At 54.0% G+C, this 226-nt stretch carries 1 rRNA gene; it reads left to right on the forward strand.

Annotated features, from left to right (window positions below):
- Nucleotides 1-226: ribosomal RNA gene (locus tag KI210_RS08685) — 16S ribosomal RNA — on the forward strand; the annotation flags it as partial.

Here is a 226-nt window from a genome sequence, read left to right on the forward strand (position 1 = left end):
GTTGCCAGCATTAAGTTGGGCACTCTAATGAGACTGCCGGTGACAAACCGGAGGAAGGTGGGGACGACGTCAAGTCATCATGCCCCTTATGACCTGGGCTACACACGTGCTACAATGGGCAGTACAACGAGCAGCGAGCCTGTGAAGGCAAGCAAATCTCTGAAAGCTGTTCTCAGTTCGGACTGCAGGCTGCAACTCGCCTGCACGAAGCTGGAATCGCTAGTAA

The organism is Lactobacillus corticis, from assembly GCF_018327645.1.
GTDB lineage: Bacteria > Bacillota > Bacilli > Lactobacillales > Lactobacillaceae > Lactobacillus > Lactobacillus corticis.